16 protein-coding genes are annotated in these 17,691 nt (G+C 68.8%); 6 read left to right on the forward strand and 10 right to left on the reverse strand.

Going from position 1 to position 17,691, the window contains the following annotated elements; genetic code table 11:
- The first annotated feature begins 187 nt into the window (after positions 1 to 187).
- A complete protein-coding gene (locus ACO227_RS06855; protein ID WP_423606341.1) occupies positions 188 to 2,593 on the forward strand; it encodes a TonB-dependent receptor in 2,406 nt (801 codons plus the stop codon).
- Between the two features lie 40 nt (positions 2,594 to 2,633).
- Here the strand turns inward: ACO227_RS06855 and ACO227_RS06860 are convergent, their stop codons facing one another.
- Genes ACO227_RS06860 through recQ form a run of 5 tightly spaced genes read right to left on the reverse strand, consistent with a single transcriptional unit; the run spans position 2,634 to position 7,775 of the window.
- A complete protein-coding gene (locus tag ACO227_RS06860; protein WP_423606343.1) occupies positions 2,634 to 4,211 on the reverse strand; it encodes a GMC family oxidoreductase in 1,578 nt (525 codons plus the stop codon).
- Complete coding sequence (locus tag ACO227_RS06865; RefSeq protein WP_423606344.1) at positions 4,145 to 5,107, reverse strand: sterol desaturase family protein; 963 nt, start codon at positions 5,105 to 5,107, stop codon at positions 4,145 to 4,147. The genes ACO227_RS06860 and ACO227_RS06865 overlap by 67 nt, the downstream gene beginning before the upstream one ends.
- A 57-nt stretch (positions 5,108 to 5,164) precedes the next feature.
- Positions 5,165 to 5,563, reverse strand: coding sequence for a hypothetical protein (locus tag ACO227_RS06870; RefSeq protein WP_423606346.1), 399 nt, complete (start codon positions 5,561 to 5,563; stop codon positions 5,165 to 5,167).
- Complete coding sequence (locus ACO227_RS06875) at positions 5,560 to 5,994, reverse strand: TIGR01244 family sulfur transferase (protein ID WP_423606347.1); 435 nt, start codon at positions 5,992 to 5,994, stop codon at positions 5,560 to 5,562. Before ACO227_RS06875 ends, ACO227_RS06870 begins: the two co-directional genes overlap by 4 nt.
- 11 nt (positions 5,995 to 6,005) lie before the next feature.
- A complete protein-coding gene (gene recQ / locus ACO227_RS06880) occupies positions 6,006 to 7,775 on the reverse strand; it encodes a DNA helicase RecQ (protein WP_423606348.1) in 1,770 nt (589 codons plus the stop codon).
- A gap of 91 nt (positions 7,776 to 7,866) precedes the next feature.
- On the opposite strand from recQ, the gene ACO227_RS06885 reads away from it, so the two are divergent.
- The gene (locus tag ACO227_RS06885; protein ID WP_423606349.1) at positions 7,867 to 8,154 is read left to right on the forward strand and encodes a GNAT family N-acetyltransferase; all 288 of its coding nucleotides are present in this window, start codon (positions 7,867 to 7,869) and stop codon (positions 8,152 to 8,154) included.
- Between the two features lie 114 nt (positions 8,155 to 8,268).
- Here the strand turns inward: ACO227_RS06885 and ACO227_RS06890 are convergent, their stop codons facing one another.
- From ACO227_RS06890 to ACO227_RS06900, 3 genes are all read right to left on the reverse strand, one after another.
- Entirely contained in the window at positions 8,269 to 9,360 is a 1,092-nt protein-coding gene (locus ACO227_RS06890) for an ATP phosphoribosyltransferase regulatory subunit (protein ID WP_423606350.1), read from the reverse strand.
- A gap of 125 nt (positions 9,361 to 9,485) precedes the next feature.
- Positions 9,486 to 11,063, reverse strand: a complete 1,578-nt coding sequence (gene serA, locus ACO227_RS06895; RefSeq protein WP_423606351.1) for a phosphoglycerate dehydrogenase — start codon at positions 11,061 to 11,063, stop codon at positions 9,486 to 9,488.
- A gap of 128 nt (positions 11,064 to 11,191) precedes the next feature.
- Entirely contained in the window at positions 11,192 to 12,352 is a 1,161-nt protein-coding gene (locus ACO227_RS06900; protein WP_423606353.1) for a phosphoserine transaminase, read from the reverse strand.
- A 185-nt stretch (positions 12,353 to 12,537) separates the two neighbouring features.
- Between ACO227_RS06900 and ACO227_RS06905 the strand changes: the two genes are divergently transcribed.
- Positions 12,538 to 13,215, forward strand: coding sequence for an extensin family protein (locus ACO227_RS06905; protein ID WP_423606355.1), 678 nt, complete (start codon positions 12,538 to 12,540; stop codon positions 13,213 to 13,215).
- Positions 13,216 to 13,237: 22 nt separating this feature from the next.
- Positions 13,238 to 14,107 (forward strand): LOG family protein, encoded by an 870-nt coding sequence (locus ACO227_RS06910; protein ID WP_423606357.1) that lies wholly within the window; start codon positions 13,238 to 13,240, stop codon positions 14,105 to 14,107.
- 16 nt (positions 14,108 to 14,123) lie between these two features.
- Here the strand turns inward: ACO227_RS06910 and ACO227_RS06915 are convergent, their stop codons facing one another.
- Positions 14,124 to 14,795: a c-type cytochrome gene (locus ACO227_RS06915; protein ID WP_423606358.1), complete on the reverse strand. Its 672-nt coding sequence runs from the start codon at positions 14,793 to 14,795 to the stop codon at positions 14,124 to 14,126.
- 123 nt (positions 14,796 to 14,918) lie between these two features.
- Between ACO227_RS06915 and ACO227_RS06920 the strand changes: the two genes are divergently transcribed.
- The gene (locus ACO227_RS06920) at positions 14,919 to 15,812 is read left to right on the forward strand and encodes a prephenate dehydratase (protein WP_423606360.1); all 894 of its coding nucleotides are present in this window, start codon (positions 14,919 to 14,921) and stop codon (positions 15,810 to 15,812) included.
- A 55-nt stretch (positions 15,813 to 15,867) separates the two neighbouring features.
- Complete coding sequence (locus ACO227_RS06925) at positions 15,868 to 16,803, forward strand: hypothetical protein (protein WP_423606362.1); 936 nt, start codon at positions 15,868 to 15,870, stop codon at positions 16,801 to 16,803.
- Here the strand turns inward: ACO227_RS06925 and ACO227_RS06930 are convergent.
- Positions 16,800 to 17,663, reverse strand: coding sequence for an alpha/beta fold hydrolase (locus ACO227_RS06930; protein WP_423606364.1), 864 nt, complete (start codon positions 17,661 to 17,663; stop codon positions 16,800 to 16,802). The genes ACO227_RS06925 and ACO227_RS06930 overlap by 4 nt on opposite strands.
- Positions 17,664 to 17,691: the final 28 nt, after the last annotated feature.

Genomic DNA, 17,691 nt, shown 5'->3' on the forward strand with positions numbered 1-17,691 from the left:
CCTCCTGCGGACGACTGGGCCGGTGGCAAGTCCACCGGCCCCTCTTTTTTGGTTTCGCAGCCTTTCACCTCGTCAGGTGCACGGAAGACACGCTTTGAAATAAAATTTCGGGCCGCATTGGCCCGATTCCACTCCGGTCCTATACCCTGCGACGCGGCCGCAGAGCCGTGTGTGACAGGAGAGGACAATGACCAGCATTCGTTTCGCGCGCCGCGTGCGCGCGCGCCTCGCCGCATCTTCGCTCATTGCGATCGCGGTCGGCGCCCAGGCGGCATCGGCGCAGGAAACCGATCCCGACACCCCGGACGAAATCGTCGTGACCGCGACCAAGCGCGCCTCGACCGTGCAGGACGTGCCCTTCTCGATCAACGCGCAGACCGAGGAGTCGATCGAGCGCGCCAATGCCACGACCGTCGAGGACCTCTCGCGCAACATCGCGGGCCTTGCGGTGCAGAATCTCGGGCCGGGGCAGAGCACGGTCGCCGTGCGCGGCGTCTCGGCCGGCCAGATCGCGCGCGACCAGCCCGGCGTGAAGGAGCAGGTCGGCGTCTATCTCGATGAATCGGTGATTTCGCTGTCGCTGTTCACGCCGGATCTCGACCTGTTCGATCTCAACCGCGTCGAAACGCTGCGCGGGCCGCAGGGCACGCTGTTCGGCTCGGGCTCGGTCGGCGGCACGCTGCGCTACATCACCAACCAGCCCACCACCGCCCGGACCGAAGGCAAGGTCGAGGCGAACGTCAACCTCGTCGACGGCGACAGCCTGGGCGGGCACATCAAGGGCGCGATCAACCTGCCGCTGAGCGGCAACGTCGCGTTGCGCGCGGTCGGCTATTACACGCGCTATGGCGGGTTCATCGACGCGCTGCGCGAAGGCGGCGGCGTGCAGGAGAACGTCAATACCGGCGAACGCTATGGGGCGCGCATCGCGCTGCTGTTCGAGCCGACCACCGAGCTCAGCATCACGCCGCGCTTCCTGTGGCAGAAGATCACCACCAACGGGTTCAACCGGCAGGAGGTCTACAACCTCTATGCCAACCCTTACACCACCACGCGTCCGGCGATTCAGCTCGGCGAGCGCGAGCAATATCTGCTGGTCGACGAGAGCTTCTCCGACGAGGTCAAGATCGCCGACCTCACCATCAACTGGGCGCACGGGCCGGTCGCGGTCACCTCGGTCACCAGCTATACCGACCGCGACATCCGCGTCAGCCGCGACGCCAGCGCGCTGACGGGCAGCGTCTCGGTCGATCTCGGTTTCCCCACCGCCGGCGTGCTGCTGCCTTCGAATCTGGTCGACACCACCGCGCTCAAGCAGTTCACCCAGGAGCTGCGCTTCGCCTCGACCGGAAGCGGGCCGTTCCAATGGGTGGTGGGCGGCTTCTATTCGGATACCGACCGTCAATATGCGCAGCGGCTGCCCACGCCGGGCTATGATGCGGTCACCGATGCGGTGCTGGGCGCGGGCACGTCGGCGGCGGTGTCGAACGGCTTTGCCGGCGATTCGCCCTACAACGCCGACATCCCCTACAAGCTCAAGCAGCTCGCGGTGTTCGGCGAGTTCAGCTACGAACTCGCGCAGGGCCTCACGGCCACCGCAGGCGGCCGCTATTACGGTTATAACGAGGAGCGCACCTTCAAGTCGGGCGGCCTCTTCACCAATCTCGACAACAATCGCGACCGCACCTCGTCCGAGGGTTTCTCGCCGCGCTTCATCCTGAGCTACGAAGTCGCGCCGCGCGTCACGCTCAACGCCCAGATCGCCAAGGGCTTCCGCCTCGGCGGCGTCAACGATCCGCTCAACCTGCCGCTCTGCGACGGGGGCGCGCCCAACGGACCCGACGCGCAGACCTTCGGCGGGCGGCCGCGCTATGACGATGAGACGCTGTGGAACTACGAAGGCGGGATGAAGGCGCAGTTCGGCAGCATCACCTTCAACGTCGCCGGCTTCTATACCAAGATCAAGAATCTGCAGGTCACTGCCGACGCCGGCAGCTGCTCGTCGCGTATCGTGTTCAACGTGCCCGAGGCGCATACCATGGGCCTCGAGTTCGAGTTCGCGGCGGAGCCAGTGACCGGGCTCGACCTGTCGGTCTCGGGCAGCTTGGTCGAGGCGGAGTTCGACGCGACGATCGCGCGGCCCAACGGCACGGTGATCGAGGGGATCCGCGACGGCAATCGCCTGCCCTCGGTGCCCAAGTTCCAGATCTCCGCCAACGCGCAATATGGCTTCCCGGTGGGCCCGGACACCGAAGCCTATCTGGGCGCGTCGTTCCAGCATATCGGCAGCCGCTTCACCCAGCCGGGCGACCAGGAGAACAATCCGCGGACCTTCGTCCATGGCCTGCCGTTCGGCGGCGCGCCGGCGAGCGCGTCCACGGTGGTCGATCTCAAGCTGCCGGCCTATGAGCTGGTCAATCTCAGCGCCGGGGTGAATTTCCCGGGGGATCTCGGCGTGTCGATCTACGTCAACAACCTGCTCGACGAGAACGCGCTGCTGGCGTTCGACCGCGAGCGCGGCGGACGCGCGCGGTTGGGTTTCAGCGTGAGCCAGCCGCGTACCTTCGGCCTGACGGTGCGCAAGGGCTTCTGAACGAAATCAGGGCCGGTGGCATGTCCACCGGCCTCGCTTGTCATCCCAGATCGGCGCGGATGAAGTCGGCGCAGCGCTCGCCGATCATGATGCTCGGCGCATTGGTGTTGCCGCCGATCAGCCGCGGCATCACCGAGGCGTCGGAGACGTAGAGCCCCTCCACGCCGCGCACCCGCAGCTTCGGATCGCAGACGGCTTCGGCATCCGACCCCATCCGCGCCGTGCCGACCGGGTGATAGATCGTGTCCGCGCGTGCGCGGATCAGCCGTTCGAGCGCGGCATCGTCGTTGCGGTCGATCGGATAGCGGTCGCGGCCGCCGAACGCCGCGAGCGGCTCGGCGTCGAGGATGCGGTACATCGTCCGCACGCCCTTGATGAGCAGGTCGACGTCGCGGCGGTCGGTGAGGAATCCCGGGTCGATCAGCGGCGCCGTGCGCGCGTCGGGTGAAGCGAGGCGCACGGTCCCGCGGCTTTCGGGGCGCAGCACGCAGGCGTGGCAGCTATAGCCGTGCGCCTTGACCTTGGCCCGCCCGTGATCCTCGACGATCGCCACCAGGAAATGGAGCTGGATGTCGGGCGCGGGCAGACTCGGATCGGTCCGCAGGAAGGCGCCGGCCTCGGCGAAGGGCGAGGTCATCGGGCCGCTGCGGGTGCGGAACCAGCGCCACATCGCGCCCAGCCCCTTGAGCGATCCGACCAGCGAGCGGCCGAGGAACAGGCTTCCCCTGGTCTCGAACGCCGCGACATAATCGAGATGGTCCTGCAGGTTGCCGCCGACCTCGCCGCGCTCGACCCGCACGGGGAGCCCGAGCTGCTGGAGGTGCGCGCCGGGCCCGATGCCGGAGAGCATGAGTAATTGCGCGGTGCCGAACACGCCGCCCGCCAGCACCACGGCGTGCCGCGCCCGGATCACCCCGGACTGCCCGCCGCGCGCATAGGCGACGCCCCAGGCGCGGCCGTCTTCGAACAGCACGCGCTCGACCATCGCGTCGCACAGGATCTCGAGATTGGGCCGTTCGCTCAGGTAGCCGCGCGCCGCGGTCCAGCGCTCGCCGCCCTTCTGTGTCACCTGGTAGATGCCGGCGCCCTCCTGCCGCGCGCCGTTGAAGTCGGCGTTGCGCGGAATCTGGAGCGCGGCCGCGGCGTCGACGAATGCCTCGCTGCCGGGATGGACGAAGCTCTGGTCGCTGACGTGCAGAGGCCCGTCGCCGCCATGCCAGTCGTCCGCGCCGCGCTCGTTCGCCTCGCTGCGCTTGAACACCGGGAACACGTCGTCCCAGCTCCAGCCGGTGGCGCCGAGCTTCTCCCAATTGTCGTAATCCCACGGATGTCCGCGGATGTAGAGCATGGCGTTGATCGCGCTCGATCCGCCGAGGCCCTTACCGCGCGGCTGATAGCCGCGGCGGCCGTTGAGCCCGGGCTGCGGCACCGTCTCGTACGCCCAGTTGGTTGCGGGCGTCTGCATCGCGATCGCGCCGGGCATCAGCGTGCGGAAGCCGCTGTTGCGCCCGCCCGCCTCGAGCACCGCGACCTTGTACTTGCCGTCCTCGCTCAGGCGGCCCGCGGCGGCGCTGCCTCCGGATCCCGCGCCGATGACGACGATGTCGGCTTCTTCCACTGCTCCCCCGCTTCCTGCCGCGCCAGCCAGCGGGCCTTGATCGTTTCGGATGTATCGCGGCTGCCGTCGTGGCTCCATCCGGGCGGGCCGAACATATAGCCGAGCCGCGCCTTCATCCCCGGTGCCGCCCACACGTCCTTCGCGATTCCCCACCACTCATGGAACGCCGCGCGCAGGACGTTGAAGTCGGGCAGGTTGTGGACGATGCCGTAGCGCGGCCGGTCGTCGTCGCGCTCGGGCTCGAAGGTGCCGAACATCCGGTCCCACACGATGAACACCCCGGCATAGTTCTTGTCGAGATAGCGCGCATTGGTCGCGTGGTGGACGCGGTGGTGCGAGGGCGTGTTCATCACCGCCTCGAACCAGCGCGGCATCCGCCCGATCACCTCGGTGTGGATCCAGAACTGGTAGACCAAGTTCACCCCCGCGACGAAGAACACCATGGCCGGCGGGAAGCCGATCAGGAACAGCGGCAGGCGGAAGATGAAGCCGAGGCTGAAGAAGCCGGTCCAGGTCTGCCTGAGCGCGGTCGAGAGGTTATAATGCTGGCTCGAATGGTGGATGACATGGCTCGCCCAGAACCACCGCACGCGATGCGCCGAGCGGTGGAAGACGTAATAAGCGAGGTCGTCGAGCACGAAGGCGAGCACGAACCAGTACCAGGCGTAGCTGATGTCGAAGAGCCGGAACTGGTGGACCCAGGTCGCGAGGGCGAACACCATCCCGCCCGCCAGCACCCCCGCGATCGTGCTGCCGAAGCCGAGCATCAGCGAGGTCAGCGTGTCGCGCGGGCAATAACGGCTGCGGTCCTTGAGGCGCGCGACGACCATCTCCGCCGCGACCAGCAGGACGAAGGCGGGAACGGCCAGATCGACGGGATCGGGCAGGTTGGGCATCGCTCTCCTTACACATGTGTAAATAGGGCGGGCGCGGGCTCGAATGCAACAGGGCGATCAGCCGCCTAGCGTATCGGCGAAGGCGCGCGCCGCTGCGGCGTCGGCGACGGTGATGCGGAGCGTCTCCCGTGCGGAGAGTCGCAACGTGATCGTGCTGCCGTCCGGTCCGTCGTCCAGCGTCGCAATCCGCGCCCCAGCGATCCGGCGGGCGCAGTGGCGTGCGCCCATCGGCTCGACCAGCACGAGGTCGCTAGGGCCGCCCGCGACCGCGGCCAGTTCACCGGTCGTCGACACCACGCACGCCTTGCCCTCGAAGCCCGAGCTCAACGCTTCGGCCAGCCGGATCGCGTCCGTACCGCTCTCGAACCGTTGCGTGCCGCCGAGCTTGAGCGCCCAGGCCATGCCGGCGAGCGCCAGCACCGCCGCGAGCGAGCCCGCGGCGAGCCACCAGTTCATGCCTTGCCCGAGAGCGCGTCGAGCATCGGGCGCAGGCCGTTGAGATCGTAGCCGGCCCCGGCGGCCTGCTCGATCAGCCCGGCGGGATGCTCGCCGCGGCTCGCCTCGGCCAAAGCCCAGAGGTTGGTCGAACGCGTGCCCGAGCGGCAATAAGCCAGCACCGGGCCGTCCACCTGGTCGAGCACCTCGCGCATCGCCTCGACCTGAGTCGCGGAGAAGCCGGCATGCGTGATCGGAATGGCGTGATAGGCGAGGCCGAGCGTCTCCGCGACGGTGCGGATCGATTCGCCCTCGGGCTGGCCGGCTTCCTCGTCGTCCGGGCGGTTGTTGACGATCGCCACGAACCCGGCGCGTGCGGCCTCGACGACGTCGGCGGGGTCGATCTGGGGGGCGACCGAGATGCGGTCGTTGATGCGGCGGATGCTGGCCATGTGAAGTCTCCTCAACCCCCGTCGCGTATCACCTGGAGGAAGGCGTCGCCATAGGCGTCGAGCTTGCGCTCGCCGATGCCCGAGAAGGTGGCGAGGGTGGCGCGATCCCGGGGTCGGCGCGCGGCCATCTCGCGCAGCACCGAATCGTGGAAGATGACATAGGGCGGCACGCTAGCCGCTTCGGCGAGCTCGCGGCGCTTGGCGCGCAATGCCTCGAACAAGGGCGCATCTTCGGGCGCGAGGCCCGCGGCCGGCTCGCCACGCCGCTTGCGGCCGCGCTCGGGCTCGGCGGCGAGCACGACCTCGACCTTGGCCTCGCCGCGCAGGATCGCACGCGCGTCGCCACCCAGCGCGAGCCCGCCATGCTCGTTGGCGACCAGCACCCCGCGCGCCTGCAGTGCTCGCGCCACCGGCTTGACCAGCGCCATGTCCTCGTCATCGGCGATGCCGAACACGGTGAGCCGGTCATGCCCCCATTTCTCGATGCGTTCGTCGGTCGCGCCGCTCAGCACTTTCTCGAGATGCCCTACGCCGAAGCGCTGGCCGGTGCGATAGACGGCGGAGAGCAGTTTGCGCGCGGTCTCGGTCGCGTCGCGCACCCCCGGCGCATTGAGGCAATTGTCGCAATTGCCGCAGCGTTCGGGCGGGGTCTCGCCGAAATAGCGCAGCAGCACCGCGCGGCGGCATCCGGCGGTCTCGACCAGCCCGGCAAGCGCATCGAGCCGCGCGCGCTCCGCCGCTTGCCGATTCTGCGGCAGCTCCGGCAGCCACTCCCTCGCGCGGGTGAAGTCCCCGGGCGCCCAGAACAGATGCGCCACCGCCGGATCGCCGTCGCGGCCGGCGCGGCCGCTCTCCTGGTAATAGCCCTCGATCGACTTGGGCAGCCCGGCATGCGCGACGAAGCGCACGTCGGGCTTGTCGATGCCCATGCCGAACGCGATCGTTGCGACCATCACCATGTCCTCCGAACGGACGAACTCGGCCTGGGCGCGGCGGCGCGTGTCGGGCGGCATCCCGGCATGGTAGAAGCGGGTGGGGCGGCCGGTGCCGGCGAGCGCGGCGGCGAGCTTCTCGGTGCGGTCGCGCGAGGTGGCGTAGACGATCCCGGCGCCCGGCGTGCGCTTGACCAGGGAGGCGATCGCCGAGCCCTTCGAGGCGGTGCTGGTGATCGCATAGCGGATGTTGGGCCGGTCGAACCCGGCGACGATCAGCCCGTCAGCGGGGATGCCGAGCTGCTCGAGGATGTCGGCGCGGGTGTGCGCGTCCGCGGTCGCGGTGAGCGCGAGGCGCGGGAGGTCAGGGAAGGCGTCGAGCAGCGGGCGCAGCAGGCGATAGTCGGGCCGGAAATCATGCCCCCATTCGCTGACGCAATGCGCCTCGTCGATCGCGAACATCGAGAGCTTCGCTTGGCGGAGCAGATTGCGGAAGCCCTCGCCCGAGGCGCGTTCGGGCGCGACATAGAGCAGGTCGAGTTCGCCGCGCCGGAACCGCGCGATCGTCTCGTCGCGATTGTCGTCGGCGCTGGTCAGCGTCGCGGCGCGGATGCCGACCGCCTCGGCGGCGCGCAGCTGGTCGTGCATCAGCGCGATCAGCGGCGAGACGACGATGCACGTCCCCTCGAGCATCACCGCGGGCAGCTGGTAGGTCAGCGACTTGCCCGCGCCGGTCGGCATGACCGCAAGCGTGCGCTGTCCCGCGAGGACGCGATCGACGACGTCGTGCTGGACGCCGCGGAAATCTGGAAAGCCGAAAGTGGTGCGGAGGACGTCGCGGGGATTCATTGCGGTTCGTATAGCCGGTGTATTCCGGAAATGCGCGCCGGACGACGAAGAATCATATAGGCTGGCGCATGCATCATTGGCAGGAGGTTCCGTGGACCCTGACGTCACCGACAATCGCGACCGCAGCCGCTTCGAGCTGGAGGTTGAGGGGCACACCGCCTTCGCCGCCTACCGGATCGACGGCGAGGTGATCACCTTCACCCACACCGTGGTGCCTGAGGCGCTCGGGGGGCGCGGCATCGCCAGCCGGCTGATCCTCCACGCGCTGACCGATGTCCGTGACCGCGGCCTCAAGGTGATCGCGCAATGCCCGTTCGTCGCGGCCTATATCCGCAAGCATCCCGAATGGGCGGCGCTTCTGGCGAGACCGCTGGATTGAGGCGATACGCAATTCTCACCACTTCCGTCGTCACCCTGAACTTGCTTCAGGGTCCATTTCTCCACGACTGGGCCGCCTGCAAGTTCAGTATGACGGGATAAGGGTGTCGGGCGCTCAGATCGCGAGGGGCACTCCATCACGCAACTCGTGCGTGCAGAGCTGCGCCGCGGCGCTGTCATCGGCGTCGAGCGCGGCGACCGCAACCCAGCCGTCGGCGCGCAGCCTCGCGGCTAACGCCGGGTCTGTGCCCGTGGGCAGGAACAGCCGTCGCCGGTCGCCATTGGCGAGCCCCGCGTCGAGAATCGGGTCGACGAACAGCGACATGCCGACCGCGGGTTCGTCCCCCTCCGCGCCGATCACCGAATAGCTCCCGCCGCGCCCGATCTCGCCCCGCACGCCGCGCGCGAACAGCGAGAAGCCGATCCAGCTCTGATATTCGAAGCCATGGCGCTCGGTCGGGTCGAGCGTCAGCGCGACCTTGCCGGCAACCGCCTCTGCGACGGCGCCAAGGCCGTCGAGCCGGGTGGCGAGCACGCCGCCCTTGTCATGCGCGCGCAGCCGCGCGACCGCCGCATCGAACGGGCCGGCGGCCTCGATCAGCGGCAGGAAGTCGGGGTCGATCGCGGCGACGCCGGCGGCGTCCTTGGCGTCGAGCCGGTCGCGCAGCGCCGTCAGCTGCTCGGGCGCCATGCCGGGGGCGAGCTGCTCGACCAGGTCGGGCAGGGTGAAGTCGAGCGCGAGACCGGCGACCCCCGCCGCCTCCAGCGCCTCGACCGCGACGGTGACGATCTCGCGTGCCGCCGCCACGCTGTCGCGGCCGATCAGCTCGCAACCGATCTGGCGCATCGCGCGCTCGGGGCGCAGCTCGCTCGCGCGCAGCTTGAGCACGGTGCCGGCATAGGAGAGGCGTACCGGCCGCGGGTGGTGCGCCATGCGCGTCGCGGCGATGCGACCGATCTGCGCGGTGATGTCGGGCCGGATCGCGAGCGTGCGGCGCGAGGCGGGATCGGTGAAGCGCACCGCATCCTTGGCGCTCGCCGCCTTGAGCCGCGCGCCGAGCGACTCCTCGAACTCGGCGAGCGGCGGATCGACTCGCTCATAGCCATAGAGCCGCGCGACATCGAGCACGCGCCGCTCGAGCGCCGCCGCCGCATCGGCATGCGGGGGCAGGCGGTCGTGGAAGCCTTCGGGCAGAAGTCCGTTCATTTGTTCAACCCCGTCACCCCGGCCTCGTGCCGGGGTCCACCGAGTCTCGGGCGTCGCCGTTCGAGGCTCTTGCGCGCGCTTGCCGCACTGTGGACCCCGGAACAAGTCCGGGGTGACGGATGAAACTAAAACTTCAGCGCCATCGCGGTCTTGACGCCGGGGAGCGCGCGGACCTGGGCGATCAGCTCGGGGGTCACCGCCTCGTCGACCGAGAGCAGCAGCACCGCCTCGCCGCCGGCCTCGCGGCGGCCGAGGTGGAAGGTGCCGATGTTCACGCCGGCATCGCCCAGCGTGGTGCCGATGCGACCGATGAAGCCCGGCGCGTCCTCGTTGACGACGTAGAGCATGTGGCCGTCGAGATCGGCCTCGACCATGATGCCGAACAGCTCGACCAGCCGCGGCGCCTTGTTGCCGAACAAGGTCCCGGCGACCGAACGCTCGCCGGCATCGGTCTTGACCGAGACGCGGATGAGGGTGTGGTAGTCGCCTTCCTTCTCGGTCTTGACCTCGCGCACCTCGATCCCGCGCTCCTTGGCGAGGAAGGGCGCGTTGACCATGTTCACCGTGTCGGTCTGGGTGCGCAGGAAGCCCGCCAGCACCGCGCTGACGATCGGCTTCTGGTTGACCTCGGTCGCCGCGCCCTCGCTGTGGATCGAGATGCGCGGGATGTTGCCATGGGCGAGCTGGCCGACGAGGCTGCCGAGCTTCTCGGCGAGCTCCATGTACGGCTTGACGCGCGGCGCTTCCTCGGCGGTCAGGCTCGGCATGTTGAGCGCGTTGGTGACGCCGCCATTGACGAGATAGTCGGCCATCTGCTCGGCGACCTGGATCGCGACGTTGACCTGCGCCTCGCTCGTCGACGCGCCGAGATGCGGTGTGGCGACGAAGTTGGGCGTGTTGAACAGCGGGTGCTCCTTGGCCGGCTCGGTCACGAACACGTCGAGCGCGGCGCCGCCGATATGGCCCGAATCGAGCAGCTCCTTGAGCGCCGCCTCGTCGATCAGACCGCCGCGCGCGCAGTTGATGATGCGCACGCCCTTCTTGGTCTTGGCGAGGTTTTCCTTCGACAGGATGTTGCGCGTCTGGTCGGTCAGCGGGGTGTGCAGTGTGATGAAGTCGGCGCGGGCGAGCAGCTGCTCGAGCTCCACCTTCTCGACGCCCATCTCGACCGCGCGCTCGGGGCTGAGGAACGGGTCATAGGCGACGACCTTCATGCGCAGGCCGTGGGCGCGGTCGGCGACGATCGAGCCGATATTGCCGGCGCCGATCAGGCCGAGCGTCTTGCCGGTCAGCTCGACGCCCATGAAGCGGTTCTTCTCCCACTTGCCCTGCTGGGTCGAAAGGTCGGCCTCGGGCAGCTGGCGGGCGAGCGCGAACATGAGGGCGATGGCGTGCTCGGCGGTGGTGATCGAGTTGCCGAACGGGGTGTTCATGACGACCACGCCCTTGCTGCTCGCATAGGGGATGTCGACATTGTCGACGCCGATGCCGGCGCGGCCGATGACCTTGAGGTTGGTCGCGGCGTCGATGATCTCCTTGGTCGCCTTGGTCGCGCTGCGGATGGCGAGGCCGTCATACTGGCCGATGATCGCCTTGAGCTCTTCCGGCGTCTTGCCGGTGATCTCGTCGACCTCGACGCCGCGCTCGCGGAAGATCTGCGCGGCCTTGGGGTCCATTTTGTCGCTGATGAGTACCTTGGGCATTTCTCTAGTCCTGTTCCCTAGGTCGTCATCCCCGCGAAGGCGGGGATCCATTGCCGCTGACGTGGCGGCTCCTTCGACAACCTGCGTGAATGGGTTCCCGCCTTCGCGGGAATGACGATCGATTGGAGTTAACCGGCCTTCGCCGACGCGTAGGCCCAGTCGAGCCAGGGGCCGAGCGCCGCGATATCGGCGGTGTCGACCGTCGCGCCGCACCAGATGCGCAAGCCAGCAGGGGCGTCGCGATATCCGGCGACGTCATAGGCAGCGTCCTCCTTCTCGAGCAGCGACGCGAACTTCTTGATGAAGTCGGCGTCCGCGCCCTCGACGGTGAGGCACACGCTGGTCTTCGAGCGCGAGGCCGGGTCGGCGGCGAGATGGCCGAGCCAGTCGCGCTCCGCCACGAGCTTGTCGAGCGCCGCGGCATTGGCGTCCGAGCGCGCGATCAGACCGTCGAGCCCGCCGAGCGACTTCGCCCATTCGAGCGCGAAGATCGCGTCCTCGACTGCGAGCATCGACGGCGTGTTGATCGTCTCGCCCTTGAACACGCCCTCGGCGAGCTTGCCCTTGCTGACCAGGCGGAACACCTTGGGCAGCGGCCAGGCGGGAGTGTAGCTCTCGAGCCGCTCGACCGCGCGGGGCCCAAGGATCAGCACTCCATGGCCGCCTTCGCCGCCCAGCACCTTCTGCCACGAGAAGGTCGCGACATCGATCTTGTCCCACGGCAGGTCGTAGGCGAACACCGCGCTGGTCGCGTCGGCGAAGGTCAGGCCCTCGCGGTCGGCCGGGATCCACTCGCCGTCGGGCACGCGCACGCCCGAGGTCGTGCCGTTCCAGGTGAACAGAACGTCGTCGGCGAAGTTCACTTGGCCGAGGTCGGGCAGCTGGCCGTAATCGGCGCGGATCACCGTGGGATCGAGCTTCAGCTGCTTGACCGCATCGGTAACCCAGCCCTCGCCGAAGCTTTCCCAGGCGAGCGTGGTCACGCCGCGCGCGCCGAGCATCGTCCACATCGCCATCTCGAACGCGCCGGTGTCGGAGCCGGGGACGATGCCGATACGGTGGGTGTCGGGGAGGCGCAGCAGCTCGCGCATCAGGTCGATGCAATAAGCGAGACGGTTCTTGCCGAGCTTCGAGCGGTGCGAGCGTCCGAGCACCTCGACCGCGAGCTTCGAGGCATCCCAGCTCGGAGGCTTGGCGCAGGGACCCGAAGAGAAATGGGGGCGGGCCGGCTTGGCGGCGGGCTTGGCAATGGACGCAAGTCCGGCGTCGGCGGCAGTCACTTCAGTCATATAGACTCTCCTTGCAGAGAGCACGCGCGGCGTTGGGACCGCGTGGCCCGCCGGCGGCCCTAACGGCAAGCGATGCGAAGTCAAGCAAAGAGCGGCCGGCGGAATGGTATCTTTTGAACCTGCCTGTCCGGAGTGAGGAATTGGCGGTTGTCGCGGATTCGGACCAGCCGCTAAAGTCCCCCGCGATGCGTATCCTGTCGGTCCTGCTCGCCGCCCTGCTCTTGACGGCCTGTTTCGGCGGCGGTGACCGTGAGCCGCCGAAGCGGCCGGGGGTTCGTCCCGATCCGCGCGGCCCGGTGACGCTCAACCTGCCGACCAGCCGCGAGACCAAGCAATGCTATGCCGACCTGTCGCGCGAAGGGGTGCGGTTCAGCCCGCTGCCCGACCGCGACTATGGCGGCGGTTGCCAGGTGATCGGCGCGGTGCAGCTGATCGATGTCGGCCTGCCCGTCTCCGGCCTCAAGGCGATGCGCTGCCCGCTCGCGCGCACCTTCATCGCCTGGGTCCGCAACGCCGCGGTGCCGGCGGCGCGCGAGATCCTCGACGGCGAGCTGGTGCGGGTCGAGACCTTCGGCACCTATTCGTGCCGCGGCATCGTCGGCGGCGGGACGCGCGCGGCGGGGCGCGTATCCGAGCACGGCCTCGGCAATGCCGTCGACGTCGCCGCCTTCATCCTGCGCGACGGGCGGCGCATCTCGGTCGAGCAGGGCTGGAACTCGGACGACGAGAAGGTGCGCGACTTCCTCCGGATCGTCCACCGCTCGGCCTGCCGCCGCTTCGCCACCGTGCTGGGGCCGGACTATAACGCGGCGCACGACAACCACTTCCATTTCGACATGGGGCGCGGGCCTTTCTGCCGTTGAGGAATTGGATTAAGAGCCGCCGATGACAGACACCAAAGTGCCCTCGCGCGTCTTTCCGCGCGCACGCCAGGATGCCGAGACCGCCGCGACCGGCGTGTCGACCCCGCAGACCGAGCATCCCGCCTATCGCCTCGCCTTCCAGGATATGGACTTCCTGCTGCGCGAGGACCTGCGCCCGGTGCGCTTCCAGCTCGAGCTGCTGAAGCCGCAGCTGCTGCTCGACGAGGCGAAGATCGCCTCGACTTTGGTGATCTACGGCTCGGCGCGCATCCCCGAGCCGGCCAAGGCGCAGGCGCTGCTCGATCTCGCGACCGACGACCAGTCGCGCCGCATCGCCGAGCGGCTGATCGCCAAGTCGAAATATTACGACGTCGCGCGCGAGCTCGCCGGCCTCGCGAGCTGCTATCCGCTCGACGAGACCGGGCAGCGCCACTTCGTGGTGTGCTCGGGCGGTGGTCCCTCGATCATGGAGGCGGCGAATCGCGGCGCGACCGAGAAGGGCTGCGAATCGATCGGGCTCAACATCGTGCTGCCGCACGAGCAGGCGCCCAACGAATATGTGACGCCCTCGCTGTCGATGCAATTCCACTATTTCGCGCTGCGCAAGATGCACTTCCTGCTGCACGCGCGCGCGGTGGCGGTGTTTCCCGGCGGGTTCGGCACGTTCGACGAATCGTTCGAGCTGCTGACGCTGATCCAGACCGGCAAGATCGCGCCGATCCCGGTGCTGTTCTACGGCAAGGAATTCTGGAACCGCGTCGTCAACTTCGACGCGCTGTGCGAGGAAGGGGTGATCTCCCCGCGCGATCTCGACCTGTTCCACTTCTGCGAAACCGCGGAAGAGGGCTGGGAAATCGTCCAGAAATTCTACGAGGACAAAAACGGGGGCTGAGGCCCCCGCACGGGGCTCAGTGGCCCTTCTTCGCCGCTTCGGCCGCAGCCGCCGGATCGACCGACGGCGCGCCGCTCGCCGGAGTGCCGGCATTGCCCATCTCGGTCGAGTTGGCGTCGGGCGCCGCGGCATTGCCCGCGGCGTCGCCAGCGGCCGGCGCCGCCTCGGCCGCCGGAAGCGGCAGGTTCGAGCCCTGCGCGTTCATGTACGCGATGACGTTGGCGCGCTCCTGCGGGTCGGACAGGCCGGCAAAGGTCATCTTGGTGCCTGGCGCATATTTGCGCGGGCTGGCGAGCCACTGGTCGAGCGCCTCGAAGGTCCAGTTGCCCGGCACGCCCTTGAGCGCGTCGGAATAGCCGAAGCCGGCGATATGGCCGTGCGGCTTGCCGACGGTGCCCCAGAGATTCGGGCCGACGCCGTTGGCGCCGCCGTTGGTGATGGTGTGGCACGCCGCGCACTTGGCGAACGAGGCCTGGCCCTTGGCGACATCGGCCGTGGCGAGGCGATTGGCGATCGGCGCGGCCGCAGCGGCGCCGCCGCCTTCGCCGCCCTCGGCGCTCTCCACCGGATAGCCGGCCTTTTCGGGCTTGCCGCTATGATAGATCATGCCGCTGGCGATCGACAGGCCCAGCGCCGAGGCACAGCCGAACAGGACCCAGCCTGCGATCGTGTTCATGCGATTGTCCATTGCGCGCCCGTTTGCCCCAGAGTTGATATGACGTGTCGGTTGGCGCGATCCTTTAGTGCGGCCTTTTGCGCACCGCAACCCGGGCTTGCTCGGCTTCCTTCACGTCGCTAATCGCGCCCGCCAATGGAAAATTTCGCCGCGCCCGCGCGTCCGATCGTCGCACGCATGACGCAAGCAGCGCTTGCCGAGCCCAAACGCGCCGTCGCCTTTCAGGGCGCGCCGGGGGCCAATTCGCACATGGCCGCGCTCGAGGCGTTCCCCACCGGGCTGCCCTTGCCCTGCTTCAGCTTCGAGGACGCGATCGACGCGGTGCGCGAGGGCAAGGCCGATTGCGCGATCATCCCGATCGAGAATTCGCTGCATGGCCGCGTCGCCGACATCCATTTCCTGCTGCCCGAATCCGGTCTCACCATCATCGGCGAGCATTTCCTGCCGATCCGCTACGCGCTGATGGGCCTCGGCGAGCGCTCGGGCGTGCGCCAGGCGATGAGCCATCCGCAAGCGCTCGGCCAGTGCCGGCTGTGGCTCAAGGCGCAGGGCATCGCGCCGCTCTCCTATCCCGACACCGCCGGCGCCGCCGCGGTGGTTGCGGAGACCACGGATCCGGCAATCGCCGCGCTCGCCCCGCCGGGCGCCGCGCCGCTCTACGGCCTCACCATCTTCGAGAACGACGTCGCCGACGCCGACCACAATATGACTCGCTTCGTGGTGCTGGCGCGCAGCGCGCCGCCGCTGCGCGACCATGGACCGTACATGACGACCTTCATCTTCGAGGTGAAGAACGTCCCCGCCGCGCTGTACAAGGCGCTAGGCGGCTTCGCGACCAACGGCGTCAACATGACCAAGCTCGAGAGCTACCAGCGCGGCGGCAGCTTCGCGGCAACCGAATTCTACGCCGACATCGTCGGCCGCCCCGGCGACCCGGCGGTCGACCGCGCGCTCGAGGAACTCAAGTTCCACACCAAGTCGATGCGCCTGCTCGGTACCTATCCCCAGGCGCGCGCGCGTCCGGAATAGGCTCGCCGCGTCCGCTGGTCCTTGCTAATCCTCCGCGAAACCGGGGGAAACGAAAATGACCGAAGCGTTCGAGGACGAGGGCGCGCGCCGCAGCGCGGTGTTCGGCTGGCCGCTGCTCATCGCACTGCTGGGCTGTCTCGCACTCATCCTCGCCAGCGCCTTCGCGCCAGCGCTGCTGCCGCGGCTCGACCTCTCGACCCTGGTGCTGGCCGGTGCCGGCGCCGGTCTCGCGCTGTGGCTGCTGGTGCTGCTGGCGGGAAGCCGCACGCGGCAATGGCTGGTGGTCGGCGGCGCGCTGCTCGCGCTTCCAGCCGCGGGCGCGCTGGCGGGGCTGGGCGCAGGCCGCATCCATGTCGCGCGCTCGGCGGAGGATGCGCGGACCTTCGCCGAGCTCGACATCGCCGCCGACGGCAAGCCGAGCGTGCCGGGCGCCGCCGCCGGTCGCGGCGCGGCGTCGGCCGCCTATCTCGCCGCGATCCGCGCGGCGGACAAGGACGAGCGCGCCTGGGACGAGGCGCTGGTCAAGCTCAACCTCGGCGTGCTGAGCAGTCCCTATCTGCTCCAGCAGGCGCCGCAGATCCTGTCGGATTGCGCGTCGATCTCGAGCCTCGAGCAGGTGGCGCGGGACCATGCCAAGCGCGCCCGCGAACGTGCCGCGCAGCTCGTCGACGCCGTCGATCGTTCCGAGCTTCCCGCCGAGGCCAAGCCGGGTGCCCGCATCGTGGCGACCGCCGGCGACGAGGATGCGCGGCTGGCGAACCGGATCGAGCTGGCGCGCGCCAGCCGTGCGCAATGCGAGCTGCTCGCCCGCCGGACCTGGCACAATGCGGCGGGCTATTTCGGCTTCGCCAGTGCCGGCGACCATGCTCGGTTCAAGGCGATCACCGGGCAGGTGCTGGCCGCGTCGGGCAGGACCGAGGCGTTGAAGCGCGCCGCCAAGGCGCAGCGCATCGCCGGGCGCGAGCAGGTGCGCGAGGCGCTGACTCGTTAGCCGAGCGTCCGCGCCAGGAAATCGCGGATCAGCGGCGTCAGGGCGTCGAGATGCGTCTCGAGCAGCCAATGCCCCCCATCATCGAACAGATGCAACTCGGCGTCGGGCAAGTCGCGCAGGTACGCCCGGCCTGCCGCTTCGGGCATGAAGCCGTCGCGCGGCCCCCACAGGATCAGCGCGGACGGCCGCTGCTCGCGCAGATAGCCTTGGTAGCGCGGAAACCAGTCGCGATTCGCGCGCAGTCCGGCGATCACGTCGCGATAGATGCTGCGGCGCTGGGGATCGGTCAGCGCCCAGTGCAGCGTCCAGAGGTCGGGCGGAATCCGTCCGGCGACCGCGCCCTCGGTGCCGCCGATGAACTCGTGCCGGTAGCCCTCGAGCGTGATCGCGTCGGCTAGGCTCGCCTTTCGCTCGGGCGTCGGGTCGTCCCAATATTCCTTGAGCGGATCGTAATTGGGGCCGAGCGTATCTTCGTAGATGTCGCCGTTCTGGATGATCACCGCGGCGATCTTCGCCGGGTGCGCGATGGCGAAGCGCAGCCCGATCTGCGATCCGAAATCGTGCAGCCAGATCGCGCAGCGGTCGACCCCCAGCGTCTCGGTGAACCGGGCGAGGAAAGCGGCATAGCCGTCGAAGTCATGCGCGAAGTCCGCCGGCGTCGCGCTGTGTCCCCAGCCGGGAAAATCGGGCGCGAGCGTGCGCCAGCGGTCGGCGAGCGCCGGCATCAGGTTGCGATAGGCGAAGGACGAGGCGGGATAGCCGTGCGGGAGCAGCAGCACCGGCGCCTCGGCCGGCCCCGCCTCGCGATAGAAGATGTCGACGCCGTCGATCTCGATATGGCGATGACGAACCTGGAGCATGGCGGTTCGAACGCGCCAGTGCCGGGCG

The organism is Sphingomonas sp. MS122, from assembly GCF_049532975.1.
Taxonomy (GTDB): domain Bacteria; phylum Pseudomonadota; class Alphaproteobacteria; order Sphingomonadales; family Sphingomonadaceae; genus Sphingomonas.

Excerpts from the sequence above, each read along its gene's own strand:
- ACO227_RS06855 (WP_423606341.1), top strand. The coding sequence starts at position 188 with ATGACCAGCATTCGTTTCGCGCGCCGCGTGCGCGCGCGCCTCGCCGCA.
- ACO227_RS06865 (WP_423606344.1), bottom strand. The coding sequence starts at position 5,107 with ATGCCCAACCTGCCCGATCCCGTCGATCTGGCCGTTCCCGCCTTCGTC.
- ACO227_RS06870 (WP_423606346.1), bottom strand. The coding sequence starts at position 5,563 with ATGAACTGGTGGCTCGCCGCGGGCTCGCTCGCGGCGGTGCTGGCGCTC.
- ACO227_RS06875 (WP_423606347.1), bottom strand. The coding sequence starts at position 5,994 with ATGGCCAGCATCCGCCGCATCAACGACCGCATCTCGGTCGCCCCCCAG.
- recQ (WP_423606348.1), bottom strand. The coding sequence starts at position 7,775 with ATGAATCCCCGCGACGTCCTCCGCACCACTTTCGGCTTTCCAGATTTC.
- ACO227_RS06890 (WP_423606350.1), bottom strand. The coding sequence starts at position 9,360 with ATGAACGGACTTCTGCCCGAAGGCTTCCACGACCGCCTGCCCCCGCAT.
- serA (WP_423606351.1), bottom strand. The coding sequence starts at position 11,063 with ATGCCCAAGGTACTCATCAGCGACAAAATGGACCCCAAGGCCGCGCAG.
- ACO227_RS06900 (WP_423606353.1), bottom strand. The coding sequence starts at position 12,352 with ATGACTGAAGTGACTGCCGCCGACGCCGGACTTGCGTCCATTGCCAAG.
- ACO227_RS06905 (WP_423606355.1), top strand. The coding sequence starts at position 12,538 with ATGCGTATCCTGTCGGTCCTGCTCGCCGCCCTGCTCTTGACGGCCTGT.
- ACO227_RS06910 (WP_423606357.1), top strand. The coding sequence starts at position 13,238 with ATGACAGACACCAAAGTGCCCTCGCGCGTCTTTCCGCGCGCACGCCAG.
- ACO227_RS06915 (WP_423606358.1), bottom strand. The coding sequence starts at position 14,795 with ATGGACAATCGCATGAACACGATCGCAGGCTGGGTCCTGTTCGGCTGT.
- ACO227_RS06920 (WP_423606360.1), top strand. The coding sequence starts at position 14,919 with ATGGAAAATTTCGCCGCGCCCGCGCGTCCGATCGTCGCACGCATGACG.
- ACO227_RS06925 (WP_423606362.1), top strand. The coding sequence starts at position 15,868 with ATGACCGAAGCGTTCGAGGACGAGGGCGCGCGCCGCAGCGCGGTGTTC.
- ACO227_RS06930 (WP_423606364.1), bottom strand. The coding sequence starts at position 17,663 with ATGCTCCAGGTTCGTCATCGCCATATCGAGATCGACGGCGTCGACATC.